Raw genomic sequence first — 25195 nt, 5'->3', positions numbered from 1 at the left:
CGAGGCCCAACCCCCGCCGGGGTCCGCGAGGCCCACAACCCCCCCCCCCCCCCCCCCCCCCCCCCCCCCCCCCCCCCCCCCCCCCCCCCCCCCCCCGCCGAGGGCTGACCGCGCGGCGTCAGCCGCAGGGGGTGTCGGTCGTGACGACGTCGGCCGGGCCGTACACGACGTCGACCCGCCGGTTCCTCGCGGCGGCGCCCTCGTCATGGACGCCGCCGGGCCACTCGTCCACCACGGGCCGGTCAGCGCCGTAACCGACCGCCTGCAGGTCCACGCTGGCCGGGACGCCGAGCCTGCGCAGCGCGTCGACCACTGCCTGCGCGCGCGCCTGGGACAGCTCCCGCCGCCCCGCCGCCCCGCCCGACCCGTACGACGTCGGGTAGTCGGCGGTGTGACCGGAGACCACGGCGACCCATCCGGGGTTGGCCGCCAGCTCGGTCGCCAGGTCGCTGAGTGGCTCCTCGGAGGGCAGGTCAGCGCTGTCCCCCGCGAACAGCACGCCGTTCGGCAAGCGGAAGCAGTCCGCCACGCCCTCGAGGCGCACGACCTCCTCGCTCGGCATTGGGTCCTCGGGCAGGTCCGCGCCAGGCTCCCCGCCGGCCTGGAACCGGGAGTCGATGGTCACCTCCGCCGCCCCCGCGGCGTGGAGCACGGCGCTCCACAGCTGCTCCAGCCCGGTGCGGCCGGGCTCGGAGATCACCGTCGCCGTCTCCCCCAGGCCGGTCCAGAGCACCTTGATGTCGGCCATCTGGGGCAGCTGCCCGGCAGTGGCCAGCGCCGAGGCCGTGCCCACGGGGTCGGCGTCGTAGCCGATGAGGCGCAGGTCCATCGCCGGAGCCGAGCTGACGCCGTCGGAGACGACCAGGACCTCGGCCGGCTGCTGTCGCGCGGCGGCGGCGAGCGCGGCCAGCTGGTCCGAGCCCTCCCCGCCGGGCAGCAGCGCGGGCTCGCTCGCCCAGATCGGGACGCAAGCCAGGACGATCTCCCGCGCGCTGCGTGCCGCCGCGGAGTCCTTGCCCGGCTCCGGGTCGAGCGGGACGCGGCGGCCGACCAGCGCCGACTCACCCGGGGAGCCGACCCCGATGATCACCAGGGTCCGCTGGTGCTGCTGCGCCTGCTGGAGAGCGGCGGCGACCGCTGGTGGCAGCTCCCAGGGGGTCTGCGATCGGGTGTGATCGACCACTAGGACCTCGGCAGCCTGCGCAGGATCGGCTTCCTCGCCAGCCGCCTGGTCGCAGTCAGCCTGGGCAGGCCGGATCCCCGAGCCCGCGTCCGAGCTTGAGGCGTCCGCCGCGCCGGTGCAGCCGGTCAGCAGGAGGAGAGCCACGACCAGGGAGGCCACCAGCCAGTTCGGCAGATGCCTGATCCCCGACGCGGCGGTCGTCGTGCGCGCCCTCGGCGCCTGTCGGTCCGTCGGCATGACGGAACCCCCTTCGCAGGGACGAGGGAGACCTTGCGTCTCCGTCTGTCGGCATGCCGCTTCCCCCCGCGATCCGGCACGGCGCCTTCGCTCGCTCAGGCCAGGGGGGAACCGCCCTGGCTTCAGACGCGCGAGGCGTCGGCCATGACCCCGAGGAGGACCGTGATCCCCGACCTGATCTCCCCCGCCCGGCTGCGCGGCGGCCGCGGGCTTGACAGCCCGCCAGACCGTCGCCGGTGGCCCGCGCTCCTGGCCGCGCTGCTGGTCCTCGGCGGGCTGCTGTGGGGGCACGCGACTCAGGAGCCGCGGCGCCTGTCTGACTTGGTCCTGACCGGCCCGCGGGGGCCGGCCTGCCTGCGGCTCCTGATCGGCGCCGACGTCTCCGGCTCGATGGCGAGCTTCGCCTCCGCCCGGGACAGCGCCGTCCGCACCTTCCTCACCTGGGCGCCGAGCAACCTGCGGTCTGACGACGAGCTGGGGGTGCTGGCCTTCGCGGCCGACGCGGCCTGGGTGCGAGCCCCCGCATCGGTGCAGGTCGGGGGCGGGCTCGCCGGATCGGCGACAGGGGTGCACGACGGGCGTGACACGTTGCTCGGCCCGGTCCTCGACCTCGTAGCCGGGCAACCCGCGTCCCCCTGCGACACCGTGCTGCTCCTGTTCTCCGACGCGCAGCTCAGCGACCTGCCGGGCGACGAGGCGGCCGGCAGGGCGGCGCTGCGCGCCGGCGGCGTCCACGACGTTGCGCTGCTGGTGCCCGGGACGGACATCGACGTTCCCGGCGCCTGGCAGGTCGCCTACCCCGGCGCCGGGCCGCGCCGCTTCGACGGGACCGACACCGACGAGACGGCGCTCTCGGTCGCCGAGGTCGTCGCCGACCTCACCGGGCAGGAGCTGACGCGCCGCTGAGCACCGGAGTACCGCTGCATGACGCTCGTCTCGCGAGCGGCTCGGCTCCCGGCCGCAGCGACACCAACCGGTCGATCAGGTCCGGGTGTTGGGCATGTTGCGGTGCGGCCCGAAGTAGCCGACGTGGACCTTCCCCGTCTCGCGGGAGGGGTGGAAGTAGATGCGCGGGGCGAGATCGCCTCCGCCTTCGGCGACCTTGATGTGGGCAGGCATGTACACCCGCCCGCTGGGGTCCACGTCCCTGCTGACCGGCAGCACGCGTCGGCGCCGGAACTTCTCGTTGTTCTCCACGCTCTCGCTCTCGGTCATGGAGAGCTTCTTCGTCGTCGCCCTCCACGCGAGCGGGTGGCGGGAGTTCTCGCACCATGTCCAGAACGAGCCAGGATCCTTCCCGGCCGCGAGCTCGGCGCCGTAGGCGTGCAGCGCCCGCAGCGCCTCCCAGGAGGTCTGGCCCCACGGCCCGGACTCGAGGGCCGCGTCGAGGGCCTCGAGCTCCACGAGGGCCCCGTCCGGGAGCGCGAGGTGATCGGCGAGGTGCTCCTGCGCGAGCAGCGCGGCCAGCGTCGGCGTCGCTGCGGTGGCCGGCACGACCGGGGCGCTCGGCTCCGCCTGCCAGTAGCTCCCGCGAGCTTCCTGGGGGACCAGGGACTCGGCGTACCGCAGCCGGCTCAGGGTCGACTCGAGGTCGGAGGTGAGCCGGGCCCGGTCCTCCAGAGCGGTCTGGTAGTCGGCGAGCAGGTCGGCGTAGGTGTCCTCCTGCTCGGCGATCGCCGTCCGCTGCCGGGCCGTCTCCTCGTCAGCGAGCTTCAGCAGCTCAGCACTGTCCCTCTGCCGCGCGCTGCCGAGGAGCTGCCGGGCAGCGGTGTAGCTGGCGGGCTCGCGGCGCGCGGCGGCCGCGGGAGCCAGCGCGCGCGTCACCACCGTCGCCGCCGTGTCGCGGTAGCGCAGGTAGCGCTCCGCGGTCACGTACCGGTGCCGCCAGCCGTCCCGAGCCGCTGCGGGGTCCACGTCGGGGAGGTACATGCGCAGGGCCCCGCCCCATACGCTGTGCTGCGGGCCGAGGATCCGTGCCAGGTCCGCCGACGCGGTCGGGTCGACGACGGCGGTCGCGGCGATGCCTGCGGTGCGGGTGGCGACCTGAGCGACGGCGGCGTCGAAGAAGCCCGGCCCGGCCGGCGGCCGCGTCGTCGCGGGGTCGTCGGAGAAGACGACGATCGGCAGGTCGCGATCCCGGTGGGACAGCAGCTCCGCGAGGGCCTCCGCGCCCTCCTCGCCCTCGAAGCGCGCCGGTGCGCTTGCCAGCGGGACGCACCGCCGGCGTCGGCGGTCGCTTCCCGCTCCCACTTCACGAGGTAGTCCTCGGGCAGCGGCGCGTCGGCGAGCGCCGGGTCTGGCAGCCGACAGCAGGTCGGGCAGATAACGCCGTACGTGGCGGTCTCCGGCACGTACAGCACGTGCGTGAGGAGCCCAGCGCAGTCCTGGTGCGGGCATCGGCGCAGCGCGCGGCGCCCGGTGGCCGGCGCGGTACAGATCGCCGGTCGGCGGCCGAACGGTTTCGCCAGCCGCGCCGGGTCGGCGCCGGCGGCCAGCTGCAGCGGGGTGACGTCCGCGGCGCCGCCGGCCACACGCAGGGCGGCGACGAGCCGACGGTCCGGGGCGTGCACGTACCCCGTCCACGCCTTCCAGGCGCCAGCGGCGTCGTGGAGGTACGGCGCGGTGAGTACGGCGATCGTCGCCGCGGTCAGGCGTCGTGGCATGGGCACGACCGTCGGCGCGACCGAGGCGACGACCGCCTGCCGTGTGACCAGTACCGGGTTGTCCAGCAGGGCGGTGCTCATCGTGTCGATCCCACGCTCGGCGAACCAGGCGGCCATCGTCGCGCGCACCCACGCTGCGGTCCGGGCGTGCTTCGCGGCCAGCATCTCGAACGTCGCGCCGCGCGCCCACGCCGCGACCAGCCCAGCCGCCTCCGCACCGGCGGGCCGCACGTTGGACGTGTTCGGCCATTCGCACTCGACCGGCAGATCGGCCTCCGTGCCGTCGGTCAGCGCGATGCGCGCGACGCTGCGGGCAAGGATGCAGCCGGTCATCGTGTCGTAGCGGCCGCGCAGCCCTTCCACGAGCCGAAGGCCGGCGACCGCGCGCCGCAGCCCCGCGTCCGGCTCCCCGTTCCAGTGCATGAGCGCGGTCGCCACACCGATCGGGGTGCGCAGGTCGGCCTCGTCCTTCGGCGCCGCTGCGGCCGCGACCGCAAGGTCCGCCTCGAACTGCGCGACCTGGGCCCGGGCTTCCGCGGCGTGCTCGAGAGACCGCTGCTGATCGCGCAGGTGCTCGGCGGCGGCTGCCGGCGCGTCGCCGTCCATCGCGAGCTGCGCCAGGTCCTTCGCCCGGGCCGCCTTCTCCCCGGCGGCCGACAGCCGCGCCCGCGCCTGTGACAGTGCAGCCCGCAGCTCGCGAACCTGTGCCGGCTCGGTGCCGGCCGCTGCCGTGAGCGGCCGGCTCCGCGCGGCGCTGCCGGCCAGCGCCTCCAGGAGGGCCTGGCCCAGCACGTTGAACGCGTGCCGCATGTTCGTCGACGCGGCGAGCTTGCTCTCCTGGCCGTCCCAGATGGGCGGCTGGTCCGCCGGACCCGGCATCGACCGCAGCTGCAGCGTCGTGTGCTCGTGCACGAACCGCCACCACCGCCCGTCCTCGTGGCGCATCGGGGACAGGTGCATGAGCTGGGTGCTCCACTGGCCGCCGCGATCCGCCGGGGTCTCGGTGTTGCGGCGCGCGTGCTGCTCGTCCACGCCCTGCCAGACGTCAGTGGGGATGCCCCACGGCGATCCGTCGACGTACGGCACGGGCAGGCGCATGGTGATCGTGGTCGCCCTGCGGCCATCAGGGCGGCGCGCCAGCTTCCGTCCCGCGGCGTCCTTGATCGGCGCGCTGGTCGAGCGCTCCACGTCCAGCAGCCCGGTGCGGTGCAGCCGGGCATACGCCGGCGTCAGCATCTGCCGGATGATGTTGATCCTGCGCTGCGCCGGCAGGTCGCCCAGGGTTCGGCCGGACCCGTCCCGCAGCGGCCACCCGGCGAGCCCCGGGCTCTGGCCGATCTGCCGGTAGGTCAGCCCGGCGGCGAACTGGTGCCACAGCAGGGCGACCATCGGGATCAGGTGCTCGACGACGGTGATCGACCCCTTGTCCGGCAGACGGCCGCCGTCCGGGGTGTCCCGCCAGACAGGCCCGTAGCCGGGCGGGCAGGCGTGGTAGTTGAAGTCGCGCTTGGAGTGGCCGATGTCGCCGGCGTCGAGCCGGTTGATCCGGCCGGCGAGCACGTCCTGCTTGAACTGGACGGCGTTACCGTCACCCTTCGTCGTGGCGTCAATCGTGGTCAGCAGCCAGGACGACGGGTCGGTGAGATCGCGACTGGCCCCCTCGGCCCAGAGATCGACGTCGCGGTGCCGCATGGCGTCGAGAACCTGCATCCCCAAGCCCAGGTTGCGAACCAGCCGGTTCACCTTCGGCGTGGCAATGAGCCGCAGCGCCGGCAGCGTGTTGATCCCCTCCAGCAGGAACGACGTCGCGCCGTTGCGCGGCGCCCCCGTGCGATCCCCGTCGAACGCCGGCAGGTCGTTCTCCACCGCGCTGGCCGGGATTAGCGTGACCAGCACGCCGGCCACGACACCCGCGTAGGCGACCGCCTGGCTGGGCGCCCGAGGGTCCAGATCGGCGTACGTCACGGTCACCAGGCCGGCGACCAGTCGATCCCGGTCACCTTCGGGCGTGTCCTCAGTGATGTCCGGGCCGAGCATGGCCAGCGCCGCGCCGACACGTGTCCCGGCGGCCTGGCGCGTCAGCGTCTTCTTCAGGTTGTCCAGCTCTTCGCGCGCCTCCGGGTCGGAGATGCGCACCGCCGCCCACTCGGCTACTCGCACCGGCACCGGCACCTTGTTCCACAGCAGCACCGGCGCTCCCGGCGCCGGCGCAGTGGCTGTCGTCATCGTTGCTCCTCGTCGCGAACTTCCCTTCGCGGCGGACAGTGCAGGCGCTTCGACAGACGGCATTCATCTCAGTGATCGGCTCGTGAGCCCGGCTCCGTACGAGATTGCTCGCAGCCTCTGGAGGCTCCACGAACTTGCCCTTCGTCCCGACGAAGGCGCAGCTCAGGCCTCTACCGGCGCGGCGGTCCGTACGACGACCAGCTGCACCACGACGGCGGGCGCCTCACGAGCAGGACGCTGCCCGGACCTCTCCGACGACATGGCGACGGCGCCCATGAAGGCGTCGCGCACCGATGGATCCGCGTCCTTGAGGATCGCGCGGAGGCTCATCTCCAGCGAGGTGCCGCGACCGATGACGTTCTCGTGAATCTCACCCATGCGGGTGACGGTCCGGTCGCCGTGCGGGCGCGCAATGAGCACCCGTGGATTCCGGCGCGAGTGTCATCCGTCCGCTCGGGAGTCAGGGCCTCCCTCATTCAGCCCGGGACACGTACCGCGACCAAGCGCCCACGGCCGTTGGCACCAGCGGGCAGACGGCCGAGCGTGAGGCACCCGACGACGTCGCCGCGGCCGATGCGGCCTGGGCGGCCCAGCTCGGCCCCGCGCTGACCGAAGCCGACGTCGCGCGGCTCCTCGGCCGCCACCCCGAGGAGGTCGCCCAGGCACCGAGGCTGCTGCGTCTGCAGCAACGCGACGCCGGCGAGCGGATCTACCCGCTGCTCCAGTTCACCCCAGACGGCCAGCTGCCCGGCGTCGCGGAGATCGTGGCCACGCTCACGCCACTGCCCGCCCCGCTGTCCGTCGCCTCCTGGCCGACCAGCCGGAACCAGCAGCTCGCCGTCGCCCGGCCGATCGACGAGCACCGGGTCGGCGGCACCCCCAGGTGGTCCTGCTTGCGCGGCAGCTCGCCGCCGACGCCGGCTGACCACCGGCCGCACGCCGCGGCGCCCGGGCTCGTCCTCCCGAGGCACCCATCCCACGGACCACAACGAACGGGTTCCCAACCGCGTCGGGCCGCGCACCCAAACCGGTGCGGAGCCCGCTGTCACATCGCCCCAGGCCTGGCCCGCGGCCGCGGCGCTCGCAGCCACACCGCGGGGAGGCGACGACGATCTCGATCTCCGCGGAAGTTCGTACCCCTCCGCCAAAGCGACTGCCAGGCGCCATTCTCATCAGAGCTCACTCGAATGAGGAAGTCGCGCGCGACGTGAGTGGCCGAACGATCCGTTCGCTGTCCGGTGATCCCCATAGAAGTGGAGCGCGGCATTCCCGAGACCACGAGGAGGTCCCATGCCCGCGCTCCACCTGCACCCGCACACCGTCACCATTCACGGCCTGCCCGTGACGCCCACCCAGCTGCAGCTCGCCGACGGGTCCGAGTTCATCGTCACCACGAACGTCCCCGGCACCACCGGCGGGAAGCTGCGCGGCATCAGCAGCGCCAGCTTCTACGCCATCCTCGGCCGGCTCCGCGTCCCCACCGGCCTCGCCGCCGGCTACCTCGGCGAGACCGGCGCCCTGAAGAACCGGCCCGCCGTCAGCTACGGCCGCTGGGCGAACACCCTCCGGCAGCTCGTGCCCGCCGCGATGGTGCTCGTCCTCCCGCCGCCGGCGTCGGCGAACCCGGACGCGGCCCGCCGGCACCAGGACCCGCGGTTCCGGAAGCTCACGGAGGGGCGGGCGGTGCGCGACCTCAACGCCGGCATCACCCTGCTGAACACCCAGAGCGCCCCCCTCGAGAGCAACCGGACGCTGCCACGCGCCGACCGACTCGCCGCCCTCGCGCTCGCCGACGAGATCACCGCGAGCATCACCGAGTACGCCCTCGGAGGCACGACCAACGCGCACCCGTTCCCGGCCACGACCAACAAGGAGCAGGCCATCCGGGTCATCCGGGCCAGCGACCGGGCCCTGGACACTGACGACGTCGTCCGGCTCACCGGGCTCGCCGGCAACACCGTCCCCGGTTACTCCCCCGGCTTCACGATGCGCCGCGACCTGAACGACCGCGAGCAGCGGGCCGGCGGCATGCCGCGGATCTTCACCTGCCTGGTGACCACCGACACCGGCGTGGTGCGCCGCCTCTACTACGGCCCGCACCTGACCAAGCGCCAGGCGATCGCCAGTTACTGACGCTCACCGGTGCGGGTGCCCCAGTGGCACCCGCACCACTGCGCTCATCCCGGCCAGAGCCGATCCACCCCGCGACCAGGGCCGCACCCCGGCCACGAGGCCGCAGCAGTTAGACAGGAGGCCTCCGTGCCGTCAGCACTTTCGGGACTGACATGGCGGCGCTGGTCCGGGCCGGGCTGGGCCTCCTACTCGGCCAGCTGGCCCGGGCCGCTCGGCGAGGACGGCGCCGTGGCGTATGTCGGGCGATGCGACGACCTGTGGGAGCGCTGCCACACCTGCGGCCGGCCAGCAACGCTCTGGCGGGCAGCCCTCGCGCTGCCCGCACCGTTCCCCGGCGCGCTCGACGCCGCCGGCGGATGCACCCGGGACCACGCCGTCCACGGCCTGCCCGCCGACTGGGCCGGCATCGCGACGGTCTACGCGCTGGTCGCGGCAGCCCTGCGCCAGGACAGCGAAGCGACCTCGGTGCAGGAGACGCTCGCACGGCGACGAACCCGGCAGGCGGAACGAGCGCTCCTGCTCTCGCGCCTGGAGCGTCCTGGCCGCCACATCGCGCTCAAGCTCTGGCGGGACAACGAGCTGCTCGCGGTCGACGAGACCGCGGTGATCGTCGCAGCGGTGCTCGCCCCGGCGCAGCGATGACGGGGAACCCGGAACCGTCGCAGTCGAGAGTGGCCGGGGCCAATGGTGCTGCGCATTGCGGACCAGCGACAGCGTCGACAGGAACGTGTCCGGGCCGGAACGCCGCAAGGGCCCACCAGATGGTGGGCCCTTGCGGGCTGCGACCCCGACCGATCAGTTGCCGCTCCGCGGCGGGCGGTGCAGCCACGGGTGGTCACCGCCGTGGACGGCGATCACAGGCGCGGGGTCAATCCCCGGCGAGTCTGTGGCTGCCGCGGCACGTCGGCCCCGGCCCGCACGGGGCACGAGAGCAGGAACGCCGTAGGGGGCCCACCTTGTGGTGGGCCCCCTACGAGGTACGCCGAGGGCGTCAGTCGGTGCGCGGCCGCGGCGCGCGGTGCAGCCACGGGTGGTCGCCGCCGTACAGGGCGATGACGGCCGCGGCGACCTCCCGCGGCCGGGCGACGGTGTAGCGGCCGTTGACGTCCTCGGGCTCGTGGCGGGCGAAGGCGATGGCCACGCTCCGGCTCACCTTGCGCTCGACCACGGTGATTGCGTGGTGGCGCAGCGTGTGGCCCGTGACCTTTTCCTTGTCCGCCCACTCCAGCCGGGCCTGCACCCGGTCGGCGAAGATGTAGTCGAAGCGGCGGTTGGTGATGGGCGCCCCCGCACGGCGGCTCGTCGGCCGGTAGCGGAAGACGGGGTCGTCCCTGTGGATCGCGCCGCGGACGGCGGCGAAGGCGTTCAGCTTCGCCACCAGCCAGTCGGGCACCGGCTGGTGCACCACCTTGCCGAACTTCTCGTCCAGCCTGATGGTGCACTCGACGTGGTCCAGGCCGCCGAGCGTCAGGTTGAGCAGGCCCTCCTGGCGCGCGCCGGCGACCAGGATGGTCTCGACGATGAGCTCGTCCAGCACGGGGTCGTCCCCCGTGCCGGTGCAGACGGCCCACATCTCGTCCATCTGTGACTGCTCGAGCGCGAGGCGGGTGCCGTCGATGCGCTTGGGCTTCTCGACCTCCTGGGACGGGTCGAAGGCGCGCGCCAGGTGCCGGTCCTTGACGGCGCGCTTGAACATCGCCCGCCAGGCGCCGACTGCGTTGTACCGGGCGCCGACCACCTTCGTGTCGTGGACGACGCGCCCCGCTGCCTGGCGCCTGGCCGCCTTCCTCGCGGCGTGGGCCAGGGCACGCGTCTCGACGGCGCGCAGCGCCTCCTCCAGGTCGCTGGGCAGGACCTCGTCGGCCCACCGGTCACCGAGCCCCGGGTAGACAGCGGCGTCCGGGCCATCCCCCAGCGGCCCGCCATCGACCAGGAAGTCGATGTAGGTCCGGTAGGTCTTCCGGGTGCCCTTCCCCAGGTTCTCCAGGGTCTTCCTGGCGAGGTCCCGGACGGTGATGCGCGTCCCCGGGACGATGGTGGCCGCCGGTTCCGGCGCCGCCGCCTGGGCCGGGAAGCCGAGTGCCTCCGGCGAGATGAGGCCGGCGGCGACCAGCTGGCGAACCTTCTCGGTGGCCGCGGCGTAGGCCGCGAGCGGGTTCTCGCCGGGCGGGACGGCGAAGTTCGTCGTGGTGGTCATGTGAGTACCCCTCGTCTGGCCGGCGGCGCCGGCTCTGTCATCGACGAGCGGGACCGTGCGGGCGTCGACGCGCTGCGCAGTCGCCCGGTGTCGGCGAGCGTCACCTGGCCGTATCCGGCGGATCCGACACCGCGCAGGGCCGCGCACGGCTGTCGCCTACATCGCTGGGTGGCGGCAGCTCCTGGACGGGCGCATCGTCACGGACGCGGACCGGGCCGCCGACCCGTCGCTGACCACGGAAGGCGACGCGTGGGTGGAGGATCTAGGTGCACTCGGCGAGCGCGGGTGGGGGGTCGACTGCCTAATCGGCTGCTCGGGCAGCTGTCTGTGCACGGACGCCGGGGGAACTCCCAGCACTACCGGCCGACAGGTCCTCTGACGGCCTCCCTCCTCACCGGCCCCCGGAGGCCGCACCGTGGCGGCCCCGTCCCGGCTGCGCGCCGCGCTGACGCGGCAGCAGCTGCACGCCTGCAACATCAAACAGGGACCCGGGGACCAGCTGCTCGCCTTCGACGGCTCCGCCACCGCGCCACCAGCTTTGCTCTGGTACTGACCCACAGCCGATGAGGTCCCGCCGCGCACGGCCCTGCTTGAGGTCAGGTCATGGTTCGGGGCCGCCGTCGTCCGGCTCGCCGTCGTCGGGCGGGTTCATGCCGCCGAGGGCGACGTAGAGCCGTTCCCCGGCGTCAGTGAGCCAGGCCTCCAGGGCCCCGACGAAGCCGGCCTCGAGTCTGCCGACCGGCAAGGCAACGGGTACTGCGATCCACCCGTCGCTCGTCTCGACGACCTCGCCAGGGAAGGCACGGCGGGCGGCATCGACGCCGCTCCTGCCGAACGACAGCCACAGCGGTGATTGGCCGTAGCGGGCCCACAGGTCCAGGCTCAGGCGGAGGGTGACGACGGCGCCACCCAGCCGCATGCGCTTGCCGAACGACAGGGGTCCCCCGCGGGTGATCGTCTGCCGCCGCCCGTCGACGGTGGCCTTCCCGCTGGCTACCAGCCGTTTGTGCACGGCCTCGACGACCGAGGCCAGCCGCAGGATGCGCCGCGGTACGTCCTGGTCGGTGCGCTGCTCGGTGGTCCACGGGATGAAGCTGTGGTGGTCGATGTCCTGCACGAGGTCGAGCAGCTGACGGGCGTCCTCGGCGACCGACTGGTCCGGGACGGTGGTCAACCGGCCGAGGAGCTCGTCCCAGCTGATCACCGCAACGGGGATGCCATCCGTGGTGCGCGCTGTCAGCCACGGGCCGCTGGCCCGCGGGTCGGTGAGGCTGTACAACCGCGCGAGCTCGTCCATGACCGTGGTCACCCGGCGCGGGGGGACGACGAACGCCAGGACACCGACGTGCGGGTCCTCGGGGGCGAGCTCCGTGTGCTGTCGGCGCATCCGATCGAGGTAGGCGCCACGCTCCTGTGCGGGCGTGAGGCCGGCCCAGAACTTGCCCTCGATGTGGAGGACTTCCCGGCGACCATGACTGCCCACGATGTCTGGGCGGCCGTCGGCGTCGGCCTGCTGAGTCGTGTACCGCACTGATGCCGGTAGGCGCGGAGCGATGAAGCGGATCAGCCCGGAGACGGCGTCGGCGGCCGGCGAGTCGGTAAGGATCAGCGCGAGCGCGTCGGTGCTGGCTACCTCAGTGGCGAGCCCATCGACCTTCGCGGCAAGCCGGGACAGCAAGGACATGGCCCAAGTCTCCAGGGCCGCCCATGCCAGCTCGTTCGCCGGTGTTCCGGGCTGAACCGTGGGGGAGGTCGCAGGCAGTGACGGGCTGCATGCGCTTCCACCTGGTTGAGCGTTCGGGCTCGCTGAGGCGATTGACCGGCGGGGCGGGAGCGGGACTGTGCTCGGCATGACCAACCTGATCAAGACTCTGTCCCCGCCCCCGATGATCCTGCCGGTGGCTGTCGCGCGGGACCTCGCCGGTCTGAGCTGGATGCTGCCGTGCGAGGCGCTGTACGCGGTCCGGGAGGTGCTCTTCGCGGCGATCAAGCGCGCCGAGGGCGAGCTGCGGGACTGGCCGCGCCGACGCGGTAACGCCGCGAAGCGCGCCCGGGTCGAAGGCGACTACGGCTGCACGAGCGAGATCCGGGACGAGCTGGTGTCGCGTCGCTGCTGCTCCGCCCTGGGTCCCCTCGACAAGTGCGCTGCTGGCCCGGTGCCGGAGCTCGGGACGGAGCAGTGGATGTTCGTGGCGGCGAACGGGGTGGCATGGTCGGGCACGGCGGCCCAGCTGTTCGGCGTCGCGCGGGCGGTGACCCCGGGCGAGAAGCCGGTGGACTGGGCAGCGTGGCGCGCCTGGTCCCGGCGGGAGCGCTGGACGCTCGCGGCCTCGTCGGCACGGTTCGAGGCCCAGCTCCGCCGCGAGGAGGCCGACCGCGCCCTGGAGGACGCGGAGCACCTGATGCGCCAGGCTGCGGACAGGCAGCACCGCGGGCGGGAGGCGGGGCTCGAGGCGACCGGCCACGAGAGGGTCGCCGCGGCGCACCAGTGGGCACTCGAGCTGGAGGACGACGCGCTCAGCGGCTACGAGGCGGCGCTGTGGGGCGGGGCGACCCCCGCCGAGGCGCTGGAGGCGGCCCGCCGGAACCCGGCCTGACCGCGCGTTGCCGACAGCGGTGCCCGGGACCAGAGGTCCCGGGCACCGGTGTCTTCGCATGTACCTCACCCGCGACGCCCAGCTCGACGAGTTCGCGGCCGCCGTCCGCAGGCAGTGGCTTCGCCCGGAGAGCCTCTGGCTGATCGGCTTCGCGCGGTGCGCCGAGGAGGCCTGCTTCGCACCGGGCGAGCAGGTCCACGGGCACCTGCACCCGGAGACCGTGCTGACGCGGGGGGAGGACGGTTCCGTGGGCTCCGCAGCCGTGGGTGCTGATGGAGCTCCCCGAGGGCCTGCTCGCCGAGGACGCCACGTGGGCATCCCGGAGCTGTACCGGACGATCGCCGTCGACGCGGACGGGCCGTGGGCCGACCCGGACGTCGACGTTTGGGTCGACGTGGCCGCCCTGTCAGCCAGGGTCGGCTGAGTCCGCTCCCTCACGCACCCCGGAGCCCCGCCCGGAGCAGATCCGGGCGGGGCTCCACGCCGTCCTCCGGGCATCTGAACACGATCGGCGCGCGGCTGCGTCCGGATGACCTGGTTGGCGGCAGGCGGCGGTTCCGACTAGGTGTGCGGGGGGGAAGCGCCCGGATGGCCGCGGACGGCGGCGATGACGCGGCGGTCTCGGGAACGCCGAGGTCGCTCCCGGTCCAGGGCACGAGAGCCAGGCCGGGAGATGCCAGCCAGCGAGTCCTGCGGCGCACCTGCCCGATCGGTGCCTGGCCCGGACGACCGCCGCGTCGCCCCCTCTAGGAGCGCCGTGCGACCGCCGTCGGCGGTGCGCACAGGGGGCGACGCCGGCCCATCTGGTCGGAGGCGGCGTGGCTGCGGGTGCAGCGACCAGCGCTCAGCCCAGGTCGTTGGGTGGGGGTGATCCGGGCCGGGCGTGCAGCGCGTACCCGTCGATCGGGTCGGGCTGGCCCTCGGCGGCAGCGGCCTCGGCGAAGCTGCGGTCGACCAGCTCGGCGTACTCGGCGTCGGAGAGCCGATTCCAGGTGTCGAGTGCGGCCTGCATGAGTTCCCGCTCGGGTTCACTCACGGGCGTGATCGTCCACCCGTGCGGGCGCGAGATCAACCGGTCGCGGCCGTCGAGGATCGCCAGCGCCCGCATCGGCCGCCAGCTGCCGCACCAGGCCAGCCCCCGTCCTCACTGCCACCGCCCCCCAGCAGGCCCGGCGGGCGCCAGTCGCCGAGCGCTCGTCCGGGACCGGTCAGCCACCGAGGCGACGGCCAGCGACGACAGCGCAGAGGTCGGCGTGGCCACCGCTCGGCGTGCCTAGAAGCGGCACAGGGCCGGCGAACTGGGGCACCGGCCTCCACGGCGAAGTAGGTCGAGCCAGGCGGGCGAGAGTCGCTCGTCAGCCGCCGGTGCGAGTCTCGGGCGGGCGCGGCCCACGGCCGCGGGCGTCGGCGGCCTTCCAGCGTCCCCGGACGCGGCTGCCTCCCCCTGCGCCCGGCTCCGCTGCGGACTCCGGCACAGCCTCCCCCGGTGCGGCGGCGGGAAGCTCGCCGATGAGCAGCTGCAGGGCATCGGCGGAAGCGAAGAGGTGCAGTTCCTCGGTGTCGACGACGGCCCCAGCGAGGACCTGGTCTCCGGGGCGCACGTCGAGGATGCCCAGGACGGCCGGCGGCAGGGTGAGGCGCCGCTGGGCATCGACGGACACCCGGGTGAGCAAGGGGGCTGTCGGCGGTGGCGCGGACGACGACGTGCCCGTCCTCGCGGGCGGCGACGAGGAAGGTGGCGGGCGTCCAGCGGAGCGCGGACAGCGCCTTGCTCAGGTTGATCCGGTTCTGGGCGTCGATGCGTGGGGTGCACGACTCCCGGGTCGCGCCGTCCCGGGCCGGGCGCGCGGCGCGGTCGGCCAGGTGGACGACGGGGGCGAGCCGCTCCTCGGAGGCGTCGGCCCCGGCGGCGCGGTCGGCGGCCGGCCCAGAAGCAGCCAGGGTATCGACGCCGGGGTAGGGAGCCTTGATCCCGGCGACGCGGGCGGCGGTGCGGTGGTGGGTGTCCAGTCCGTGCGGCATGGGCGCACTGGTCCTGGACCGTCCGGCGAGCGCAGTCGCCCCCGCGGCGGGCTCCTCGGGAGGGGACGCGTGCGCACCGGTGGCGGCAGCGGACTGATGGGAGTCGGAGCATGCCGCCGCGGTGCGGCGGGCGACCTCGGCCGCCTGGAAGTCCTGGGGGATTCCCCAGGACTGGGTGGGCAAGGGGGGAGTTGAACCCCCACGTCCTTACGGACACACGGACCTGAACCGTGCGCGTCTGCCATTCCGCCACTTGCCCTGGCGAGGAACGACACTAGCAGCCCGCAGGGGAACCCCTGGGAGGGGGTCCGGCGTCGTCCCTGCGGGTCCACAGCGCGCCCGGGAACACGAGTCGGTCCCCGGCTGCCCGCTCCGTGGACGGCTACGATCATCGGTGGCAGACCGGACGACCGCGCGAGCGCAAGGGAGCGACTGTGGGTGTGCTGCAGCGCTTCGAGCGGCGGCTGGAGGGCATGGTCGGACTGGCCTTCGCCCGGATCTTCAAGGGCAAGGTCCACCCGGCCGAGATCGCCAAGGCCCTGACCCGCGAGGCCGACGAGCAGCGCTCGGTCATGGGTGAGGGCCGCGTCCTGGCGCCGAACATCTACGACGTCCGGCTGGGCCGGACCGACTACGACCACCTCGCCGAGTGGTCCGAGCAGCTGGCCGGCCAGCTGGCCGACATGGTCACCGAGCACATCGAGGGCGAGGGCTACCAGGTCTTCGACGCCGTGCAGGTCCGCCTGGAGCGCGTCGACGAACTGCCCACCGGCGTCTTCGAGGTCAGCTCGCACGTCGCGGACCCGTCGGCGAAGCCGGGTCCCCGGGTCGAGGACCCGGTCGGTCCCCGCAGCGGCGCCGTCCCCCCGCTGCCCCCGCTGCAGGGCCGCATGGCCACCGACACCGGCCGGCAGTCACCCTCGGCCGTGATCGGGCGCGCCGGCAGCCGCCCCGGCGTCACCCACGTCCTGCTGGTCGACGGCCCCGGCACGCGCCACGAGCTGACCACCGGGCGCAACGTGATCGGTCGCGGCACCGACGCCGACATCCGCCTCCCCGACACCGGGGTGAGCCGCAAGCACGTCGACGTCGTCCTGGACAACGGGACGGCGATCGCCGAGGACCTCGGCTCGACCAACGGCACCCTGGTCAACGGCCGCCGGATTACCCGCCAGCCGCTCGCCGACGGCGACGTCATCCGCATCGGCCACTCGGTGCTGGTCTACCGGCAGGACGGCGCGTGAAGCGGGTCGTGCACTGATGCCTGCCGAGATCGTCCTGCAGATCTTCCGCTTCGGCTTCCTCCTGCTGCTGTGGCTGTTCATCTTCGCCGCGTTCCGGGTGGTGCGGGCCGACCTGTTCGGCGGTCGCGCCGGCCGGGTGGCCTCGGTGCCACCGCGTGCGGCCGCCCCGGGGAAGAAGAAGGGGCGCGGGGGCCCCAAGACGCTGGTGGTCACCGCCGGCCCGCTCACCGGCACGAAGATCACCCTGGGCGACCAGCCGATCCTCATCGGCCGCGCCGACGACTCGACCCTGGTGCTGACCGACGACTTCGCCAGCTCCCGGCACGCCCGGCTGACCAACCGCGGCGGCCAGTGGTACGTCGAGGACCTCGGCTCCACCAACGGCACCTACCTCGACCAGCAGCGCGTCCAGGGACCGCTGCTGGTCGCGCCGGGCCAGCCGATCCGCATCGGGCAGACCGCCCTGGAGCTGCGCTCGTGACCCGCCGCACCCCGGGGAGCCGACCCCGATGAGCCTCGCGCTGCGCTACGCGGCCCGGTCCGACCGCGGTCTGGTCCGCGGCAACAACCAGGACTCGGTGTACGCCGGGCCCCGGCTGCTCGCCGTCGCCGACGGCATGGGCGGCCACGCCGCCGGCGACGTCGCCAGCAAGGTGGTCATCGCGGCCCTGGAGCACCTGGACGACGACGCGCCATCCGGCGACATGCTCCAGGCGCTGCGCGAGGCGGTCTTCGACGGCAGCGAGCACCTGCGCGAGGTCATCCGCGAGTCCCCGCAGCTGGAGGGCATGGGCACCACGCTCACCGCCGTCCTCTTCGCCGGCGGCCGGCTGGCGCTGTGCCACGTCGGCGACTCGCGCGCCTACCTACTGCGCGACGGCGTGCTGCAGCAGATCACCCACGACGACACGTTCGTCCAGACGCTGATCGACGACGGGCGGATCACGCCCGAGGAGGCCAACCACCACCCGCAGCGGTCCCTGCTGCTGCGCGCCCTCAACGGGCAGGACGTCGACCCCGACCTGTCGATGCGCGAGGTCCGCGCCGGCGACCGCTACCTGCTGTGCTCCGACGGGCTGTCCGGCGTCGTCAGCGAGGAGACCCTCGCCGAGGCCCTGCAGGACCCGGACCCGCAGTCGACCGCCGACCGGCTGGTCGAGCTGGCCCTGCGCAGCGGCGGGCCGGACAACATCACGGTGATCGTGGCCGACGTCGTCGAGGACAACGGCGGCGCGCTGATGGACCCGGTGGTCGACGGCGCCGCCGGCGACAACGTCGGGCAGCGCGCGGTCGACCCCCGCTCGGCCGCCGGGCGGGCCGCGCTGGCCGACCCGCGACCGGAGCCCCCGGCGCCCGCCGGGACGGGCGGCGCAGCGGGCATGGCCGCCGCGCCGCCGCCGCGCCGCCGCCAGCGCCGGCTGCTCGCGGCGCTGGCCGCCGTCGTCCTGCTGGGAGCCGCCGCCGTCGGCGCCTACCTGTGGGTGCTGTCCAACTGGTTCGTCGGCGTGCAGGAGACCTCCGCCGGCGAGCGGGTGACGGTGTTCCGCGGCCTGGACACCTCGCTGCTGGGCGTGGACCTCAACCGGGTCGCCGACGTCACCGACCTCCCCGTCGCCGACCTGGAGCCGGCCGCTGCGAGCAAGGTGCAGCGCGGCATCGACGCCACCGGCGCGGCGCACGCAGAGAACATCGTCGCCACGCTCCGCGCGCAGCGGCTGCCGCTGTGCCCGAGCCCCGAGGAGGAGACCGAGCCAGCCCCGGCCTCCCCCACCGTCCCCCCGTCGCCGTCGGCGGCCACGCCGGCCCCGGACGCGGGCGCGGCCCCGACCAGCGGCGCGCCCACCCCGTCCGCGCCGACCTCCTCCGAGCCGACGTCGCAGCGCGCCACGGCGACGCTCGAGCCCGGGGTGGACTGCCGGGAGGCGCAGTGAGCTCCGGCCCCACCACCGACCCGCGCGCCGCCACGACGGGGACGAGCCCCCCCAAGCGCCGCAACACCGAGCTGGCGCTGCTGGGCTTCGCCGTCCTCATCACGCTGGTCGCCCAGGCGATCGTCGACCTCACCGTCACCGGCTCGCTGACCACGGAGCTGGCCACCTTCGGGCTGTGGTTCACCGCGCTGTGGACCATCGCCCACCTCGTCGTCCGCAGGTGGGCCCCGTACGCCGACCCGCTGCTGCTGCCGGCCGTCGCGCTGCTGGTCGGCCTCGGGTTGTCCTTCATCCACCGGCTCGACCTGGCCGCCCAGCAGGCCGGCAGCGCGGCCAGCCGGGAGGACGCCCCCGTGCAGCTGGTCTGGGCGACGCTGGGCCTGGTGCTCTTCGTGGGCGTCCTCGTGGTGCTGCGCGACCACCGGCTGCTGTCCCGGTTCGCCTACACGCTGGCCCTGGTCGGCCTGGTGCTGCTGGCCATCCCGGCGCTGCTGCCGGCGTCCCTCTCCGAGGTCAACGGCGCCAAGATCTGGATCCGCGTGGCCGGCTTCAGCATCCAGCCCGGCGAGTTCGCCAAGATCTGCCTGTCGGTGTTCTTCGCCGCCTACCTGGTCGACAAGCGCGACGTCCTGGCGCTGGCCAGCCGCCGCGTCATGGGCCTGGAGCTGCCGCGCGGCCGTGACCTGGGCCCGGTCCTCGTGGCCTGGATGCTGTCGATCCTCGTGCTGGTCTTCGAGCGCGACCTGGGCAGCTCGCTGCTGCTGTTCGGCATCTTCGTGGTGATGCTCTACGTGGCCACCGAGCGGGCCAGCTGGCTGCTCATCGGCCTGGGCCTGTTCGCCGGCGGCGCGCTCATCGCCTACCAGCTGTTCGGCCACGTGCAGCAGCGCGTCGACTCCTGGCTGGACCCCTTCGAGTACTACGACGGCTCCGGCTACCAGGTGGCGCAGGCGCTGTTCGGCCTGGGCACCGGCGGCCTGTTCGGGGCCGGGCTGGGCGGCGGCCGCCCCGACCAGGTGCCGGTGGCCAAGAGCGACTTCATCGCCGCCGCGATCGGCGAGGAGCTGGGCCTGTTCGGCCTGGTCGCGGTGATCATCGTCTACCTCGTGCTGGTCGAGCGCGGGCTGCGCACCTCGCTGATCTGCCGCGACGCCTTCGGCAAGCTGCTGGCCGCCGGCCTGTCCTTCGCGATCGCCTGGCAGGTGTTCGTCGTCCTCGGCGGCGTCACCGGCCTGCTGCCGCTCACCGGCCTGACCACGCCGTTCCTCGCCTACGGCGGCTCGTCGCTGGTGGCCAACTTCGTGCTGGTCGCCGTCCTGGTGCGGATCAGCGACGCCGCCCGCCGCCCGGCCGCCCCCGCGGGGCCGCCGAAGCCCGCGCTCGGCGACGCCCCGACCGAGGTGGTGCAGACGTGAACGCCCCGCTGCGCCGCGTCGCGATCAGCGTGCTGGTCCTGTTCACGCTGCTGATCGTGAACGTCAACGTGATCCAGGTGGTGCGGTCCGAGGAGCTGCGCTCCGACGGCCGGAACACCCGCGTCCTCGCCGAGGAGTACGACCGCGAGCGCGGCTCGATCGTCGTGTCCGGCACCGAGGTCGCCAACTCCATCCCGACCGACGACCGGCTCACCTACCTGCGCCAGTACCCCCAGGGCCCGGTGTACGCGCCGGTCACCGGCTACTACTCGCTGGTCTACGGCAACTGGCAGCTGGAGCGGGCCGCCAATCCGGTGCTGTCCGGCACCGACGACCGGCTGTTCGTCCGGCGGCTGGCCGACCTGTTCACCGGGCGGGACCCGGCCGGCGGGGACGTCGTCCTGACCATGGACCGCGCGGTGCAGGAGACGGCGATGGCCGGCCTGGAGGGCCTCACCGGCGCGGTCGTGGCCCTCGACCCGTCCACCGGCGCCGTGCTGGGCATGGCGAGCACGCCGACGTACGACCCGAACCGGCTCTCCAGCCACCAGCCCGCGGACATCCGCGCGTACGCGGAGGAGCTGGAGGCCCTGGAGATCGACCCGCGCCTGAACCGGGCCACCGACGCGCGCTACTCGCCCGGGTCGATCTTCAAGGTGGTGGTGTCGGCCGCCGCGCTGTCCACCGGCCAGTACACGCCCGACACCGTCGTCCCGGCGCCGGAGGAGCTGGTCCTGCCGGGCACCTCCACCCCGCTGGAGAACTTCGGCGGCTCGGCCTGCGACCCCAGCGGCCAGCAGAGCCTGCTCGACGCGCTGACCGTCTCCTGCAACACCGCCTTCGCCCAGCTGGGCATCGACCTCGGCGAGCAGCAGGTCCGGGACATGGCGGAGACGTTCGGCATCGACGGCGAGGGCTTCGCCATCCCGCTGACCGTCGAGGGCAGCACGCTGGGCGAGATCGAGAACGACGCCCAGCTCGGGGTCAGCTCGATCGGCCAGCAGGACGTGCAGCTCACCCCGCTGCAGGCGGCCATGATCGCCTCCGCGGTGGCCAACGACGGGACGCTGATGAGCCCCTACCTCGTCGACCAGGTGCGCGCGCCGGACCTGTCGGTCATCGACCAGACCGACCCGGACGAGCTCAGCGAGCCGGTCTCGGCCGAGGTCGCCGACCAGCTCACGGAGATGATGGTCAGCGTCGTCGAGAACGGCAGCGGCCGGCGCGCACGGATCCCCGGCGTCACGGTGGCGGGCAAGACCGGCACGGCGGAGAACGCCGGGCCGGACCACAACTGGTTCATCGGGTTCGCCCCGGCCGACGACCCGCAGATCGCCGTGGCGGTCTTCGTGGCCAACGGCGGGGGTACGGGTGGCGACGTGTCCGCGCCCATCGCCCGTGACGTCATGCAGGCCTACCTCGAGGGACAGGGCGGCTGATGACGCTGTCGACCGGGACGATCCTCGCCGGGCGCTACGAGATCACCGCACCCATCGCCACCGGTGGCATGGGCGAGGTGTGGCGGGCCCGGGACCGGGTCCTGGACCGCGTGGTCGCCGCCAAGGTGCTGCGCAGCGAGTTCACCGGGGACCCGAGCTTCGTGGCCCGTTTCCGCAACGAGGCCCGGCACACCGCGGCCCTGTCCCACCCCAACATCGCGTCGGTCTACGACTACGGCGAGACCGAGGACGAGCGCGGCGCCCAGTTGGCCTTCCTCGTCATGGAGCTGGTCGAGGGCAAGCCGCTGGTCACGATCCTGCACGAGGAGGGGAAGCTCCCGGTCGACTGGACGCTGCACGTCCTCGGCCAGGCCGCCGACGGGCTGTCGGCCGCCCACCACGCCGGCGTCGTCCACCGCGACATCAAGCCGGGCAACCTCATCGTGCGCCCCGACGGCGTGGTGAAGCTGACCGACTTCGGCATCGCCCGCGCCCGGGACGCGACACCGCTGACCCGCACCGGCATGGTGGTCGGCACCGCCCAGTACCTCTCCCCCGAGCAGGCCCAGGGGTTCGAGGTCACCGCCGCCTCCGACGTCTACTCCCTGGGCGTGGTCGGCTACGAGTGCCTGACCGGTGGCCGGCCGTTCGACGGGACGTCGCAGGTCGCGGTGGCACTGGCGCACATCAACCGCCCGCCGCCGCCGCTGCCGGCGAACGTCCCGCCGGCCGTGCGGCTGCTGATCGAGCGCTCCCTCGCCAAGGACCCGGCCGACCGCTTCTCCGACGGTGCCGCTTTCGCCATCGCGATCCGCTCGGTGGCCTCCGGCAACGGGCTCAGCCCCGCCGCCGGGGTCGCCGGGCCGGGGACGACGCCGCCGTACCCCCTCGGCGGCACCCCGACGGCGCAGACCGAGGTCGTCGACGACCTCGCCGACTCGCGCACCCAGGTGCTGGGCGCCGCCTCGGCCGGGGGCGCCGCCGTGACCGGGGCGGGCACGTCCGTGGGGGCGATGCCGCCGCTGCGCCGCTCGGGGGACGAGGACGAGGACCACCGGTACGCCCCGGCGGCCGTGGGCGACCGCCGCGGGCGCAACCGCTGGGTGTGGCTGGTCGCCGGCCTGCTGCTGCTCGCGCTGCTGGGCGGCGGGCTGTGGGCCCTGCTGGGCGGTGGGGACGACGCCTCGACGGGCACCGACGCCGACCCCACCGCCGCGCCGACGAGCGCGAGCGCCCCGGCTGCAGGTGTGCTGGTCGACACCAGCGCCTACATCGGCCTGCCCGCCGAGGACGTCCAGGAGGAACTGGAGGCCGACGGGCTGCAGGTGGAGATCGAGGATGCCGACGAGGCCGACGTCGCCGCGCTGGGCATCGCGCTGAGCGAGGGCGACGTGGTCGCCACCGATCCTGCCGAGGTCACGGTGGCACCGGACACCACGGTGACCCTCTTCGCGGCGCCCGACGACTTCGTCCCCGACACCGGCGACGAGGACACCGGCACCGGCGAGGACGAGGCTCCCGCGGCCCCGACCACCCAGGCCCCGCCGCAGACCACCGCACCGGCCCCGAGCACCTCGCGGGGCCCCGCGACGACCTCGTCCGCGCCGGCGACGAGCCCGTCCGCCGCCCCCACCACCGCGTCGAGCCCGCCCGTCGACGAGGAGGAGGAGCTGCCCGGCGCGCCGGCCCCGCAACCGGAGCCCCAGCCCGGTGCCCCCGCCCCCGACGGTGCGGGTGACGGCGCCGACGAGGGGCAGGCGGCGGGACGGCAGGAAGCGGGTCCGCCCGCGTGAGCTCCACCCCTCGCGCCGCCCGGGTCGGGCCGGTCGCAGCGGTTACGCTGCCCGCCGGCCCGCCCGTCCGCTGCGCTCCCCCGGGCCCCGCCCGGATGCAGGACCGCACCGCCCGAGAGGACCTCCGATGACCACGCCTCCAGTGCTCGGCGAGCGCTACGAGATCGGCGGGGTGCTCGGCCGCGGCGGCATGGCCGAGGTGCACCGCGGCCGCGACCTGCGACTGGGGCGCGAGGTGGCGGTCAAGGTGCTGCGCAGCGACCTCGCCCGCGACCCCTCGTTCCAGGTGCGCTTCCGGCGGGAGGCGCAGGCCGCGGCCTCGCTGAACCACCCGGCGATCGTCGCCGTCTACGACACCGGCGAGGACCGGTCGTCGAGCGGCGCCACCCCGTACATCGTCATGGAGTACGTCGAGGGCGAGACCCTGCGTGACGTGCTGCGCCGCGAGGGCGTGCTCACCCCGGAGCGGGCGATGGAGTTCGCGGCCGACATCTGCGCCGCCCTGGACTTCAGCCACCGCAACGGCATCGTGCACCGGGACGTGAAGCCCGGGAACGTCATGGTGACGCCGCAGGGCACGGTCAAGGTCATGGACTTCGGCATCGCCCGCGCGGTGTCGGACTCGGCGGCCACCATGACCTCCACGGCCGCGGTGATAGGGACCGCGCAGTACCTGTCCCCCGAGCAGGCCCGCGGCGAGAGCGTCGACGCCCGGTCGGACGTGTACTCGGTCGGCTGCCTGCTCTACGAGCTGGTCACCGGCGCGCCGCCGTTCACCGGCGACTCGCCCGTGTCGGTGGCCTACCAGCACGTGCGCGAGGACCCGCGCCTGCCGTCGTCGGTCAACCCGGCGATCCCGCCGGACCTCGACGCGATCCTGCTCAAGGCGCTGAGCAAGAACCCGGCCAACCGGTACCAGTCGGCCGCCGACATGCGCAACGACCTGCTGCGGGCCCTGGCCGGCCAGCGGGTCGAGGCCACGCCCGTGATGGGCGACGCCGAGAAGACCGCCATCATCGGCGCTCCCCCCGGTGGGTACGGCGGCGACGACTGGGACGACGAGGACGACGGCAAGCGCCGGCGCAACCGCATCATCGCCGCGGTCGTCGCCAGCCTGCTGCTCATCGGCGGCGTCATCGCCGTGGCGCTGCTCGTCAACTCCGGCGGCGAGGAGGAGCCGACGGCGGCCGAGCCCACGGCCACGCAGGTCTCCGTGCCGAACGTCGCCGGCCAGGACCAGGCGACGGCCACCCAGAACCTCGAGGCAGCCGGGCTCACCGTCGGCGAGGTGACCACCCAGGTCACCCAGGACGAGTCCCAGGTCGACACCGTCCTCGGCACCGACCCGTCCAGCGGCACCCAGGTGGCCGAGGGGACCGCCGTCGACCTGGTGGTCGGCGTCGGGCCGGACACGATCGAGGTCCCGGCCGTCATCGGCCTGGACGTCGACCGCGCCGAGACCACCCTGGCGAACGCCGGCTTCGAGGACGTGCAGACCGAGGAGGTCGACTCCCTCTCGCCCGCCGACCAGGTCGTCGACGTCAGCCCCGACGAGGGCCAGTCGGTGGACCCGAGCGACACCGTGACGCTGCAGGTGTCCGACGGCGACGCCGAGGTGCCGGACGTGACCGGTCAGCAGCAGGCGGCGGCCACCCAGGCGCTGCGGGACGCCGGCTTCACCAACGTCACGCCGGAGCAGGTCGAGTCCGACCAACCCGCGGGCACCGTCGTCGCGACCGATCCGTCCGCCGGCGAGCAGGCGTCCGCCGGCGACGCGATCACCCTGGAGGTCTCCAGCGGCCCGGCCGAGCCGGTCGAGGACCCGCTGTTGACCGTTCCCGACGTCACGACCCAGCCGTCCGCCGCGGCAGCCGTCAGCGCTCTGCGATCGGCCGGCTTCACCGACGTCCGCGTGGTCGACACCCAGGGGAACCAGGTGGCCGACCCGTCACAGGCCACCGCGATCGAGGGCACCCGGCCACCGGCCGGCAGCCGGGCGGCCGCGGACGACCCGATCGCGGTGGTCGTCCAGGTGCCGCCCGGCCCCACCCCCGAGTAGCCCGGGACGACAGAGCAGGGCCCCACCCCGGATCGGGGAGGGGCCCTGCGGCGTCC

The 25195-nt window shown here is 74.1% G+C and carries 22 protein-coding genes and 1 tRNA gene; 13 read left to right on the top strand and 10 right to left on the bottom strand.

All coding sequences use genetic code 11. The features are described from left to right. Positions 1-118 precede the first annotated feature (118 nt). The gene (locus tag ACI78Z_RS12110) at positions 119-1183 is read right to left on the bottom strand and encodes an OmpA family protein (protein WP_457036783.1); all 1065 of its coding nucleotides are present in this window, start codon (positions 1181-1183) and stop codon (positions 119-121) included. Between the two features lie 399 nt (positions 1184-1582). On the opposite strand from ACI78Z_RS12110, the gene ACI78Z_RS12105 reads away from it, so the two are divergent. Then, positions 1583-2326 (top strand): hypothetical protein, encoded by a 744-nt coding sequence (locus ACI78Z_RS12105; protein WP_457036782.1) that lies wholly within the window; start codon positions 1583-1585, stop codon positions 2324-2326. Positions 2327-2401: 75 nt separating this feature from the next. On the opposite strand, the gene ACI78Z_RS12100 is transcribed toward ACI78Z_RS12105, so the two are convergent. The 4 genes from ACI78Z_RS12100 to ACI78Z_RS12085 form a co-directional block, all read right to left on the bottom strand. After that, positions 2402-3334, bottom strand: coding sequence for a hypothetical protein (locus ACI78Z_RS12100; protein WP_457036781.1), 933 nt, complete (start codon positions 3332-3334; stop codon positions 2402-2404). Next, positions 3289-6309, bottom strand: a complete 3021-nt coding sequence (locus ACI78Z_RS12095) for a hypothetical protein (protein ID WP_457036780.1) — start codon at positions 6307-6309, stop codon at positions 3289-3291. The genes ACI78Z_RS12100 and ACI78Z_RS12095 overlap by 46 nt, the downstream gene beginning before the upstream one ends. A gap of 162 nt (positions 6310-6471) precedes the next feature. Further along, a complete protein-coding gene (locus ACI78Z_RS12090; protein WP_457036779.1) occupies positions 6472-6687 on the bottom strand; it encodes a hypothetical protein in 216 nt (71 codons plus the stop codon). Positions 6688-6785: 98 nt separating this feature from the next. Beyond that, positions 6786-7172 carry a hypothetical protein gene (locus ACI78Z_RS12085; protein WP_457036778.1) on the bottom strand — a complete coding sequence of 129 codons (387 nt, stop codon included), beginning with the start codon at positions 7170-7172 and terminating at the stop codon, positions 6786-6788. Between the two features lie 427 nt (positions 7173-7599). Here ACI78Z_RS12085 and ACI78Z_RS12080 point away from each other — a divergent pair, with 427 nt between their 5' ends. Continuing rightward, complete coding sequence (locus tag ACI78Z_RS12080) at positions 7600-8442, top strand: hypothetical protein (protein WP_457036777.1); 843 nt, start codon at positions 7600-7602, stop codon at positions 8440-8442. A gap of 126 nt (positions 8443-8568) precedes the next feature. Further along, entirely contained in the window at positions 8569-9084 is a 516-nt protein-coding gene (locus tag ACI78Z_RS12075) for a hypothetical protein (RefSeq protein ID WP_457036776.1), read from the top strand. Positions 9085-9433: 349 nt separating this feature from the next. Here the strand turns inward: ACI78Z_RS12075 and ACI78Z_RS12070 are convergent, their stop codons facing one another. Beyond that, positions 9434-10639, bottom strand: a complete 1206-nt coding sequence (locus ACI78Z_RS12070) for a hypothetical protein (protein ID WP_457036775.1) — start codon at positions 10637-10639, stop codon at positions 9434-9436. A 415-nt stretch (positions 10640-11054) separates the two neighbouring features. Here ACI78Z_RS12070 and ACI78Z_RS12065 point away from each other — a divergent pair, with 415 nt between their 5' ends. Continuing rightward, positions 11055-11192, top strand: coding sequence for a hypothetical protein (locus tag ACI78Z_RS12065; RefSeq protein ID WP_457036774.1), 138 nt, complete (start codon positions 11055-11057; stop codon positions 11190-11192). Between the two features lie 48 nt (positions 11193-11240). On the opposite strand, the gene ACI78Z_RS12060 is transcribed toward ACI78Z_RS12065, so the two are convergent. Continuing rightward, a complete protein-coding gene (locus tag ACI78Z_RS12060) occupies positions 11241-12323 on the bottom strand; it encodes a hypothetical protein (RefSeq protein WP_457036773.1) in 1083 nt (360 codons plus the stop codon). 166 nt (positions 12324-12489) lie between these two features. Between ACI78Z_RS12060 and ACI78Z_RS12055 the strand changes: the two genes are divergently transcribed. Both ACI78Z_RS12055 and ACI78Z_RS12050 read left to right on the top strand, forming a co-directional pair. Then, positions 12490-13236 carry a hypothetical protein gene (locus ACI78Z_RS12055; protein WP_457036772.1) on the top strand — a complete coding sequence of 249 codons (747 nt, stop codon included), beginning with the start codon at positions 12490-12492 and terminating at the stop codon, positions 13234-13236. Positions 13237-13294: 58 nt separating this feature from the next. Next, complete coding sequence (locus tag ACI78Z_RS12050; RefSeq protein WP_457036771.1) at positions 13295-13660, top strand: hypothetical protein; 366 nt, start codon at positions 13295-13297, stop codon at positions 13658-13660. Positions 13661-14080: 420 nt separating this feature from the next. On the opposite strand, the gene ACI78Z_RS12045 is transcribed toward ACI78Z_RS12050, so the two are convergent. The 3 genes from ACI78Z_RS12045 to ACI78Z_RS12035 form a co-directional block, all read right to left on the bottom strand. Beyond that, a complete protein-coding gene (locus ACI78Z_RS12045) occupies positions 14081-14272 on the bottom strand; it encodes a hypothetical protein (RefSeq protein ID WP_457036770.1) in 192 nt (63 codons plus the stop codon). A 319-nt stretch (positions 14273-14591) separates the two neighbouring features. After that, a complete protein-coding gene (locus ACI78Z_RS12040; RefSeq protein WP_457036769.1) occupies positions 14592-14897 on the bottom strand; it encodes a hypothetical protein in 306 nt (101 codons plus the stop codon). A gap of 537 nt (positions 14898-15434) precedes the next feature. Next, positions 15435-15517: transfer RNA gene (locus tag ACI78Z_RS12035), tRNA-Leu, on the bottom strand. Positions 15518-15692: 175 nt separating this feature from the next. On the opposite strand from ACI78Z_RS12035, the gene ACI78Z_RS12030 reads away from it, so the two are divergent. From ACI78Z_RS12030 to pknB, 7 genes are all read left to right on the top strand, one after another. Next, a complete protein-coding gene (locus ACI78Z_RS12030; protein WP_457036768.1) occupies positions 15693-16502 on the top strand; it encodes an FhaA domain-containing protein in 810 nt (269 codons plus the stop codon). Positions 16503-16518: 16 nt separating this feature from the next. Continuing rightward, positions 16519-16983, top strand: a complete 465-nt coding sequence (locus tag ACI78Z_RS12025; RefSeq protein ID WP_457036767.1) for an FHA domain-containing protein FhaB/FipA — start codon at positions 16519-16521, stop codon at positions 16981-16983. A 28-nt stretch (positions 16984-17011) separates the two neighbouring features. Further along, positions 17012-18433 (top strand): protein phosphatase 2C domain-containing protein, encoded by a 1422-nt coding sequence (locus ACI78Z_RS12020; RefSeq protein WP_457036766.1) that lies wholly within the window; start codon positions 17012-17014, stop codon positions 18431-18433. Further along, a complete protein-coding gene (locus ACI78Z_RS12015) occupies positions 18430-19848 on the top strand; it encodes an FtsW/RodA/SpoVE family cell cycle protein (RefSeq protein ID WP_457036765.1) in 1419 nt (472 codons plus the stop codon). Before ACI78Z_RS12020 ends, ACI78Z_RS12015 begins: the two co-directional genes overlap by 4 nt. Beyond that, positions 19845-21287, top strand: a complete 1443-nt coding sequence (locus tag ACI78Z_RS12010; RefSeq protein ID WP_457036764.1) for a peptidoglycan D,D-transpeptidase FtsI family protein — start codon at positions 19845-19847, stop codon at positions 21285-21287. Before ACI78Z_RS12015 ends, ACI78Z_RS12010 begins: the two co-directional genes overlap by 4 nt. Then, the gene (locus tag ACI78Z_RS12005) at positions 21287-23080 is read left to right on the top strand and encodes a protein kinase domain-containing protein (RefSeq protein ID WP_457036763.1); all 1794 of its coding nucleotides are present in this window, start codon (positions 21287-21289) and stop codon (positions 23078-23080) included. Before ACI78Z_RS12010 ends, ACI78Z_RS12005 begins: the two co-directional genes overlap by 1 nt. A gap of 127 nt (positions 23081-23207) precedes the next feature. Then, entirely contained in the window at positions 23208-25139 is a 1932-nt protein-coding gene (gene pknB, locus ACI78Z_RS12000; RefSeq protein WP_457036762.1) for a Stk1 family PASTA domain-containing Ser/Thr kinase, read from the top strand. Positions 25140-25195: the final 56 nt, after the last annotated feature.

It is taken from the genome of Geodermatophilus sp. SYSU D01176, assembly GCF_054050015.1.
This window is presented reverse-complemented; position numbering and strand designations above follow the sequence as displayed.

Bases quoted from the DNA above. Each gene is read 5' to 3' on its own strand.
- ACI78Z_RS12095 (WP_457036780.1), bottom strand. From the start codon at position 6,309: ATGACGACAGCCACTGCGCCGGCGCCGGGAGCGCCGGTGCTGCTGTGG.
- ACI78Z_RS12090 (WP_457036779.1), bottom strand. From the start codon at position 6,687: ATGGGTGAGATTCACGAGAACGTCATCGGTCGCGGCACCTCGCTGGAG.
- ACI78Z_RS12080 (WP_457036777.1), top strand. From the start codon at position 7,600: ATGCCCGCGCTCCACCTGCACCCGCACACCGTCACCATTCACGGCCTG.
- ACI78Z_RS12070 (WP_457036775.1), bottom strand. From the start codon at position 10,639: ATGACCACCACGACGAACTTCGCCGTCCCGCCCGGCGAGAACCCGCTC.
- ACI78Z_RS12060 (WP_457036773.1), bottom strand. From the start codon at position 12,323: ATGTCCTTGCTGTCCCGGCTTGCCGCGAAGGTCGATGGGCTCGCCACT.
- ACI78Z_RS12055 (WP_457036772.1), top strand. From the start codon at position 12,490: ATGACCAACCTGATCAAGACTCTGTCCCCGCCCCCGATGATCCTGCCG.
- ACI78Z_RS12050 (WP_457036771.1), top strand. From the start codon at position 13,295: ATGTACCTCACCCGCGACGCCCAGCTCGACGAGTTCGCGGCCGCCGTC.
- ACI78Z_RS12025 (WP_457036767.1), top strand. From the start codon at position 16,519: ATGCCTGCCGAGATCGTCCTGCAGATCTTCCGCTTCGGCTTCCTCCTG.
- ACI78Z_RS12020 (WP_457036766.1), top strand. From the start codon at position 17,012: ATGAGCCTCGCGCTGCGCTACGCGGCCCGGTCCGACCGCGGTCTGGTC.
- ACI78Z_RS12005 (WP_457036763.1), top strand. From the start codon at position 21,287: ATGACGCTGTCGACCGGGACGATCCTCGCCGGGCGCTACGAGATCACC.
- pknB (WP_457036762.1), top strand. From the start codon at position 23,208: ATGACCACGCCTCCAGTGCTCGGCGAGCGCTACGAGATCGGCGGGGTG.